The 8,646-nt window shown below is 59.0% G+C and carries 12 protein-coding genes; 7 read left to right on the top strand and 5 right to left on the bottom strand.

Features of this window, described 5'->3' with window-relative positions; all coding sequences use genetic code 11:
• From MPJ51_RS18425 to MPJ51_RS18405, 5 genes are all read left to right on the top strand, one after another.
• A partial coding sequence (locus MPJ51_RS18425) for a Hint domain-containing protein (protein WP_298389671.1) occupies window positions 1-609 on the top strand: 609 nt, incomplete at its 5' end.
• Window positions 610-787: 178 nt separating this feature from the next.
• Complete coding sequence (rpmB, locus tag MPJ51_RS18420; protein ID WP_008756960.1) at window positions 788-1,075, top strand: 50S ribosomal protein L28; 288 nt, start codon at window positions 788-790, stop codon at window positions 1,073-1,075.
• A 189-nt stretch (window positions 1,076-1,264) separates the two neighbouring features.
• On the top strand, window positions 1,265-1,414 hold the full coding sequence (locus MPJ51_RS18415; protein WP_298389669.1) for a hypothetical protein: 150 nt from the start codon (window positions 1,265-1,267) through the stop codon (window positions 1,412-1,414).
• Between the two features lie 67 nt (window positions 1,415-1,481).
• Entirely contained in the window at window positions 1,482-1,832 is a 351-nt protein-coding gene (locus MPJ51_RS18410; RefSeq protein ID WP_298389668.1) for a hypothetical protein, read from the top strand.
• Between the two features lie 43 nt (window positions 1,833-1,875).
• Window positions 1,876-2,340 carry a copper chaperone PCu(A)C gene (locus tag MPJ51_RS18405; protein WP_298389667.1) on the top strand — a complete coding sequence of 155 codons (465 nt, stop codon included), beginning with the start codon at window positions 1,876-1,878 and terminating at the stop codon, window positions 2,338-2,340.
• A gap of 72 nt (window positions 2,341-2,412) precedes the next feature.
• Here the strand turns inward: MPJ51_RS18405 and MPJ51_RS18400 are convergent, their stop codons facing one another.
• The gene (locus MPJ51_RS18400; RefSeq protein WP_298389665.1) at window positions 2,413-3,015 is read right to left on the bottom strand and encodes a DUF308 domain-containing protein; all 603 of its coding nucleotides are present in this window, start codon (window positions 3,013-3,015) and stop codon (window positions 2,413-2,415) included.
• A 69-nt stretch (window positions 3,016-3,084) separates the two neighbouring features.
• Window positions 3,085-3,780 (bottom strand): NAD-dependent deacylase, encoded by a 696-nt coding sequence (locus tag MPJ51_RS18395; protein ID WP_298389663.1) that lies wholly within the window; start codon window positions 3,778-3,780, stop codon window positions 3,085-3,087.
• A gap of 29 nt (window positions 3,781-3,809) precedes the next feature.
• On the opposite strand from MPJ51_RS18395, the gene MPJ51_RS18390 reads away from it, so the two are divergent.
• Window positions 3,810-4,250 (top strand): low molecular weight protein-tyrosine-phosphatase, encoded by a 441-nt coding sequence (locus MPJ51_RS18390; RefSeq protein ID WP_298389661.1) that lies wholly within the window; start codon window positions 3,810-3,812, stop codon window positions 4,248-4,250.
• Here the strand turns inward: MPJ51_RS18390 and MPJ51_RS18385 are convergent.
• The 3 genes from MPJ51_RS18385 to MPJ51_RS18375 form a co-directional block, all read right to left on the bottom strand.
• Window positions 4,247-5,188: a LysR family transcriptional regulator gene (locus MPJ51_RS18385; RefSeq protein WP_298389692.1), complete on the bottom strand. Its 942-nt coding sequence runs from the start codon at window positions 5,186-5,188 to the stop codon at window positions 4,247-4,249. The genes MPJ51_RS18390 and MPJ51_RS18385 overlap by 4 nt on opposite strands.
• Before the next feature lie 66 nt (window positions 5,189-5,254).
• Entirely contained in the window at window positions 5,255-5,563 is a 309-nt protein-coding gene (locus MPJ51_RS18380) for a hypothetical protein (protein WP_298389659.1), read from the bottom strand.
• Between the two features lie 151 nt (window positions 5,564-5,714).
• Window positions 5,715-7,010, bottom strand: coding sequence for a hypothetical protein (locus MPJ51_RS18375; protein ID WP_298389657.1), 1,296 nt, complete (start codon window positions 7,008-7,010; stop codon window positions 5,715-5,717).
• A gap of 47 nt (window positions 7,011-7,057) precedes the next feature.
• Here MPJ51_RS18375 and lepA point away from each other — a divergent pair.
• On the top strand, window positions 7,058-8,646 hold a 1,589-nt coding region (lepA, locus tag MPJ51_RS18370; protein ID WP_298389655.1), incomplete at its 3' end, for a translation elongation factor 4.

Below are 8,646 nucleotides of genomic sequence, written 5' to 3'. Positions count from 1 at the left end.
CGCGACACAGGGATATTGACGCAGCGGGGTACGGTCCTTGTTCAGAACCTGAAACCGGGTGATTTGGTTCCAACACAGGGCAACGGGCCGCAACCTATCCGCTGGATAGGCCGCAAACGGTTTGATGCGGTGGATCTGCGGGCGAACCCAAAACGCCTGCCGGTGTGCATTCTGGCCGGTGCATTGGGCGAGGGGTTGCCCAGTCGCGACCTGCTGGTCTCGCGCCAGCACCGCATGCTGGTGAATTCGAAAATCGCGCTGCGCATGTTCAATTCGCCCGAGGTTCTGATCCCCGCGATCAAACTGACTGCGCTGCCGGGGATATTTGTCGATGAGACGATCGAAGAGGTCGAATATTTTCACCTGCTGTTTGACCGGCACGAGGTCATCTTTGCCGAGGGTGCCCCAACCGAAAGCCTGTTCACCGGCCCCGAGGCGCTGAAATCCTTAAGTGCTGCGGCACGGCGCGAGATTTTCGATATTTTCCCCGAGTTGGAAAATACCACCCATAGCCCTGATCCGGCCCGCCTGATCCCGCAGGGACGGCAGCAGGCGCAACTGGTCGCGCGGCATCTGAAGAATGACAAACCGCTGTTGCGGGCGAGGTAATCAGGGCCTATCAACAGGCGCGTGAAGCGGAGGCAAAGAATTCGCAGCATCCGACTTGACCCTTCGGGCGATTCCCACTACACGCATCCAACCAGTTTTCGGGCGCGACTTCGGGTTGCGCCCCTTGTGATTTGGCCGCGGGTCTTGTACCCGGCCACCAGAAACAAAGGAAGAAACCATGTCGCGCCGTTGCGAACTGACCGGAAAAGGCCCGATGACTGGCAACAATGTCAGCCACGCCAAAAACAGAACTCGTCGTCGTTTTCTGCCCAACCTGAACGACGTTACCCTGCAGTCGGAAACCCTGGGCCGTGGCGTCAAGCTGCGCATCTCGGCGGCTGCCCTGCGCTCGGTCGACCACCGCGGTGGTCTGGACGCGTTCCTGGCAAAAGCCAAGGATGACGAGCTGTCCGCGAACGCTCTGAAAGTGAAAAAGGAAATCGCCAAGGCACAAGCCTCGGCCTAAGCCTTTTTCCTGTAGCAAGATTTCGGCCCTGCACCGTTGGTGCGGGGCTTTTTTTGTTATCATGCTTTGGCGGGGATGGGTGGCGCGTTCGAATTAATATTAATTCGACATCAAGAGTGATTTTGTTCACATAACGCTTGTCGAATGTGAGTTAAGTTTGCTCATATTTCAATTGGCGGAGACATCTCAATGCCTATTAAAGTCTTTGATTTCCTGACTCTGCTTCCCGCATTTCTGGGCCGGACGTTCGGGACCTGCACGCGGATGCAGCAGCGGGTCAATCGGCAACATAACAGCCTGAATGTCGAGGTTGTCAAACGCCCCGGGGCGCATCGTTGACGCAACGCCGCAGGGGTGTGATCGGCGCTTGAATTCCGGGGTTTCCCGGGCCTATCTTCGGGCCGCTATGAAGCAGCTAAATCGCATAATTCTGTCGATGATTCTGTCCTGTCTGATCATTCTGACCGGGCAGGGGGTTGCGGCCTCGCGCGGGGTGGACCGTGCGGTGGGGCAGATGGTGTTGTGCACCGGGCATGGGCCCGTTGTCATCTATATGGATGCCGAAGGTCAGCCGACCTCGGCCCCGCATTTCTGCCCCGACTATGCGTTGGCGCTGCTGGGCGCTGTTCCGGAGGCGCAGCCTGATCTGCCGCATGGGCCGGGGCGCGCCGGTCATGAAACGCAGCAGCGGTCCGAGGGGCTGATTGCGGCCCCGGTGCCACGCCGCCCCGCCCGGGCGCCTCCGGCGATTGTTTGAACTCCTGACCCACATCAAACAATTTCCAAGAAGGAGAGGCGCAATGTCTTTCAAATCTACACTCCTGGCCACTTTGGCCGCTGCTTCCCTCGTCACCGCTGCTTTTGCAGGGGGCGAGATCAAGGTCGATGACGCCTATGCGCGGTCATCGGGTGCCAATGCCAAGGCCGGGGCGGCCTTCATGATGATCGTCAATCAGGGTGAGGCTGAGGATCGGCTGATCGGTGTGACCTCGGACGTGGCGGCCCGGGTCGAATTGCACACGCATAAGATCGACGAAAACGGGGTGGCCAAGATGGTCCATGTCGAGGAAGGTTTCGTGATCCCGGCAGGTGAGAGCCATATGCTGAAACGCGGCGGTGACCATGTGATGTTCATGGGTCTGAAACAGCCCTTCGAACAAGACGCGACCGTGCCCGTCACGCTGATCTTTGAACAGGCGGGTGAGGTTCAGGTCGAAATCCCGGTCGATCTGGAACGAAAGGACGCAGGCGCGCATTCCCACTGAGGCACGTCTGTCTTCGGGCCGCAAGCGGCCGTCATCCATGCGTCAGACCGGGCAGGGCCCGGTCTGGTTGCTCTATCGATTGACCGTGCGCATCGCCAACCGACCTGCTGCCGATTTGAACCGGGTAGCCAGAAAGAACATGACCACGGCGATGGCCAGCGCGGAAAAGGCGATGGCCCAGCCCAGCGCCACCAGCCCGCTGCCGGGCCAGAACATCAGCACCAGCCCGATCACCAGCGCCACAATCCCCGAATTGCGCACCGTTGCCCTGCCCGGGTCACGCTCATGCATCTGCGACATGGCCATCATCGAGCCGATCCCCATGATCAGGGCCCAGGCCCCCAGCAGGAAAAACGCAAGCCGCGCCGCGCCTTCGGGCCAGATCAGCAGCACCAGACCGATCAGCACCGCGCCAAGGCCCATGCCTCCGATCAGGCCACGGCGCCCAAAGCCCAGCAGCGTGAGACCACCATCCAGGACCAGCAACAGCCCCACAAGCCGCAGCAGTAGCGAGATGCTGCTGGTGGGCCAGAACAGCGCCGCGATACCGACCAGACCGGCCAGCAACCCGCGCAGCAGAAAGGTCCACCACAGGTTTGCCAGATTGTCGCTGAGCGCATCGCGCGACCGGATGCTGGCATCGTCAAGGATTTCTCCGCTTTTGGGGTCTGTCATGGTTCTCTCTCGGGTTTGGATATCAGCAGCTTAGCCGACCCAAAGGCGATCTGTCTGCAGAATTTACGGTTAGTGTCGCCCCAGCAAGCGGTCGACCCATTGGGGGACGATTTCGGTTGCCGGACCAAAATGCGTTTCATCGTAACTGGATACCCCGGCCGAAGGTTCAAGGTTCAACTCTACCGTCTGCGCGCCTGCCGCGATGGCTTCGTGGACGAAGGCGGCAGCCGGGTAGACCTGACCCGAGGTGCCGATGGCCGCGAAAATCCCGACCTCGGCCAGATGGTCATAAATCTGGTCCATGTGATAGGGCATCTCACCGAACCAGACCACATCCGGGCGGGCAGAGGGCGCGTTGCAGGCCGGGCAGGGCTCGCCCACCGTCATTTCCGGCGGGGCGGTCCAGCGGTGCCCGCAGGCGGCGCAGAGCGCCCCGGCCAATGTGCCATGCATGTGGATGACGCCGGTGGCCCCACCCGCCTCGTGCAGGCTGTCCACGTTTTGGGTCACAATGATCACCTCGCCCGGCCAGTCCCGTTGCAATTGGGCCAGCGCCCTATGTGCGGCGTTGGGTTGGGCCTGTGCCGCCTGCACCCGGCGCGCGTTGTAAAAGCCGTGAACCAGCGCTGGGTCACGGGCGAAGCCTTCCGGCGTGGCGACATCCTCGATCCGGTGTTGCGCCCAAAGGCCGTCTTCGTCGCGGAACGTTCCCAGCCCGCTTTCGGCAGAAATTCCGGCTCCGGTCAGAACGACGATCTTTTCCATCTTTACCTCACGCGTTAAACCCTTGACCCATGACACAGCGTATCCTTTTCGTCTGCCTGGGCAATATCTGCCGCTCTCCCGCTGCCGAGGGCGCGTTTCGCGCCCGTGCCCAGCATCATGAAACCGACAGTGCGGGAACTTCGGACTGGCACATTGGCGCCCCGCCGTATGGGCCGATGCAAGAGGCGGCGCAGGCGCGGGGTTTGGACCTGAGCGATCTGCGGGCGCGGCAATTCCGGGCCGAGGATTTCGACCGTTTCGATCTGATCATCGGTATGGATGCGAACAACATCGCCGATATCGAGGTGCTGCGGCCCATGGGCAGCGAAACACCCGTGCGGGTGTTGACGGATTTTGCCCCTGATACCGGCGCGGATCATGTTCCCGACCCCTATTACACGCGCGATTTCGACGGTGCGCTGGACCTGATCGAAACCGCAGTGGCGGGGCTTGAGGCGCATCTGCGCTAGCCGGTCACCTTCAGCCGCCCATTGAGCCAAGGCAGTTGCGCAACGGCGGGATCGACGATTTGGCTTTGCATCAGACGCCGGATCATGCCCGCGACCTCACGGGGAACCTGATCGGACCAGTCGGTGCGCGTAAACAGCGAAATCACCCGCCCATGATCGCCGAATGGCGCCGGATGCACCGCCAACCCGTCATGGAACCGGGCCGCCCGCATATACCCCAGCGGCGTGGTGATCGCCCAGCCCAACCCGCGTGAGACCATTGCCATCAGCGCCAGGTGTGAGCCGATCTCGAACCGTTCCTCGAACTCCATCTGCTGTCGAGCCAGATGGCCCTCGATCTGGCGGCTGATCAGCTGTTCGCGGGCATAGCGCAGAAAAGGCAGCTCCTGCATTGGCTGATCAATGCCTCGGGGGGCGACCAGAATGAAAGGGTCCTGCACCAGCGGGTATTCGACCACACCTTCCAGCACTTCGCCGGAATGGGCCGAGACCGCCATGTGCAGGCGTTGTTCATCCAACGCCTCAAACAGATCGAGGCTGGACAGGGTGATCAGCTTGAATTTCGACCGGGTCAGGCTGTCGGCCAGCAGGGTCGCCAGCCGTGGCGTCACGTCATTGTCGAAATCATCAATCAACCCGATCGATAGCGTGGTGAGATGGCCCAGATCCATCACCGCCAACTCGCTTTGGGCCACCTGCAACTCGGCCAGAACCGCCTCGGCCCGGGTCAGAAAACTGCGCCCGGCCTGCGTCAGGCGCATTGGCCGCCGCCCGTGATCGACCAGATCGGTGCCCAGCGCCTTTTCCAGATTGCGCAACTGCTGCGAGACCGAGGGCTGGCTGAGCCCCGTGATCTCGGCCGCCTGCGCCACCGAACCCGTCCGCGCCAGCGCCTCGAACACTTCGAGCCCGCGCAGGGTCAACCCCTTCATCACCATGTAACATCCTTCCGCTAGGCTCATTTCTGAGCCGCGGCAGAGGTCAGGTCAAGTCGTCTGACAAGGTTAGCCGCAGATCGCCTGCGCCATCTGTCCGAAGTTCTGATATCGGTCCCACAGCGCATCGTCCCGCGCGGTCTGAGACATCTTCAACTCCTGCGCCTGATGCGGATCGGTGAACCATTTCGCCACGGTCTTCTGATCACTGCGCGTCAACGCCTGATTGGCCACGCGCTGAATGCAACTGCACCGATCCCGCGTCGCCGCCGTCCGGTCCGACGCCAGACACGCCCGTTTGATCTGCGCCGCGTCCGCTGTCGGAGCGACCGCCGTCAGTGATGCCGCGCAAAATGCGATTAGGAGGAACTGTTTCATGCTCATGCCTCGTTTTTGCCTGCCCGGACGGGTCTTATGCCCCTCTCGGTCTGCGGCGAAGTATGAATCAAACTGGATTCGGGATCAATTGGGTGGTTCGAAAAAGTGAATACCTGAGACCTAGAGGCCGGGTTTAATCCTTGGGCAGGGTTTACTTGCCTTCTGTACCTTCGGTGTCTGTGGGTTTCAGAAATTCCTTCGCAGCTTGCGATGACTTCATCTGATTAGTTATCAACCCGCCTACAGCTGCACCAGCGAGCGGTTGGCCAAACATTGCGCCAATTCCAGTTGCCGTCAAAACAATGCCTGTAGGTACCGATGCTTCCGCTATATTTTCTGGAGACGAATAGTGCGCCAATTTAGTCCACAAAACACCCTTGTAGTCGCGCAACCACAAGGCAATACGCCCTGCGCGCTCTTCGCTCAAATCATCGTTTGGCTGAGGTAGGGATGCAAGCAGTTGCTGAAGGTGTTGATGAAAGTAGTCTGTGAATTCGAGAATTTCGCTGCGTAATTCCGCTTCGAGTGAATTCATGCCTCTGATCTTTTCCCGAAAAGCTTCAACTTGCTCTATCAACCCTGCGGTTGACACCACGATCGCATCGCGATTCTGAACGACCGATTTCTCAATCAATGATACTTCGTGTTCAGTCGGCTCGATAGGGGTATGAGCAGTTCGTTGCTGTTGCTCTAATTCTTTTCGAATACGTTCAATCTCGGCCGCAATTGCACCTGCACCAAAATTCCAGAACTTTTCTTCGATCATTACGACACGACGTTGCAACTCCCAATCGAGAGGCCGTCCCATTGCAAATGATTGATACCAATCAATCCAATACTGCCATTTGCCGTCCACCGCCCTGCTGTTGGCTTCAAATGTGGCAACATCTAATTCGAGTGTCTCTGGAATTAGCCACCCATCGTTCCACAATGGCAGTTCGTATGAACTCCTTTGACTGGCACTTGGCCGCGTCAAAACTGGTTGGTCAGGACATAGAATGTTTAGATCAGACTGAACTCTGTCGAGAGCGTGTGAGCCATAGATTGAGTTAATAATCGCCTCTAAGACGTAGTCTGCCTCTGCAAGAAACGTACCAGGAAGTAGTTTTTCTGACAGTTGTCGGATCGCATCTATGCAATTCCCGTGATCTTGAAAACCGTGAGAGGCGTCATCAACAAAGCACTCGCTGTTTAGAGCATACATTAGCTGTCGCTTTAAATCGTTGTCGTCATTTACAGTAATCACAGTTGCAGTTGCCAATGCGCGAAATGCGCCTAAGACTGTGTCATTTGGCGGCTCTAGCAGGAAACTTTTCCCTGTTCGGAGTTCACTGCCCAGCATTGGTACCATCCGAATGCATGCCCTGCTTAGAAGGGCGTTTTGGATATCTACTGGCACATCGTCTAAGCTGGATAGGTCGACGTCTTTACTTTCATCGTGATCCATTCAATCCACCTTGACCAACCCACGATTCCTCTACATATCCCCAACCCATGACAGACCTCGCTCATATCCGCAATTTCTCCATCGTCGCGCATATCGACCATGGTAAATCCACCCTTGCTGACCGGCTCATCCAAGAGACCGGAACGGTCAAGGATCGCGACATGAAGGAACAGCTGCTCGACAGCATGGATATCGAGCGCGAGCGTGGCATTACCATCAAGGCCAACACGGTCCGCATCGACTATACCGCCGACAATGGCGAGCAATATGTGCTGAACCTGATCGACACGCCCGGCCACGTGGACTTTGCCTATGAGGTCAGCCGCTCCATGCGCGCGGTCGAAGGGTCTCTGCTGGTTGTGGACTCGACCCAGGGGGTCGAGGCGCAGACGCTGGCCAACGTGTACCAAGCCATCGACGCCGATCATGAGATCGTGCCGGTGCTGAACAAGATCGACCTGCCAGCCTCCGATTGTGACCGCGTGGCTGAACAGATCGAGGATGTGATCGGTATCGACGCGACCGACGCCATTCAGGTCAGCGCCAAGACCGGACAGGGCATCCATGAGACGCTCGAGGCCATCGTCACCCATTTGCCCGCGCCACAGGGCACCTTAGACGCGCCGCTCAAGGCGATGTTGGTGGATTCGTGGTACGACGCCTATCTCGGCGTCATCGTTCTGGTCCGCATCATGGACGGCACGCTGAAAAAGGGCATGCGGGTCAAGTTCATGTCGAACGGCACCCTGCACCACGTCGACCGCGTCGGTGTCTTCCGGCCCGAGATGGAGATGGTGGACTCGCTTGGCCCCGGCGAGATCGGCTTTCTGACGGCCTCGATCAAACAGGTCCGCGACACCCGCGTCGGGGACACGATCACCAATGACCGCAACGGCAGCGAAGAGGCCCTGCCGGGCTTCAAACCCGCGCAGCCGGTGGTGTTCTGTGGCCTCTTCCCCGTGGACTCCGCCGAATTCGAAGACCTGCGCGACGCGATTGAGAAGCTGGCGCTGAACGACGCCTCGTTCAGCTTTGAAATGGAAACATCGGCCGCGCTGGGCTTTGGCTTCCGCTGCGGCTTCCTCGGCCTTTTGCACCTTGAGGTCATCCGCGACCGCATCGAACGCGAATACAATATCGAACTGATCACCACCGCGCCGTCGGTGATCTACCACGTCTTCATGAAAGACGGCGAGATGATCGAGCTGCACAACCCCGCTGACATGCCGGATCTGTCGAAGGTCGACCACCTTGAGGAACCGCGCATCAAGGCGACTATTCTGGTGCCGGATGAATACCTCGGCGACGTGCTGAAACTGTGTCAGGACCGCCGCGGCATCCAGATGGACCTGACCTATGCGGGCAGCCGCGCCATGGTCGTCTATGATCTGCCACTGAATGAGGTCGTCTTCGACTTCTACGACCGCCTGAAATCGGTGACCAAGGGCTATGCCTCATTCGACTACCAGATGACCGGCTACCGCGAGGACGCGCTGGTCAAGATGTCGATCCTTGTGAATGACGAGCCGGTCGATGCGCTGTCGACCATGGTTCACCGCGATCGGGCCGAGATGCGGGGCCGGGCGATGTGCGAAAAGCTCAAGGACCTGATCCCGCGCCACATGTTCAAAATCCC

The organism is Ruegeria sp. (genome assembly GCF_028066395.1).
GTDB lineage: Bacteria > Pseudomonadota > Alphaproteobacteria > Rhodobacterales > Rhodobacteraceae > Ruegeria.
Note: the sequence above shows the minus strand (reverse complement) of the source record. Positions and strands in the feature narration are given on the sequence as shown.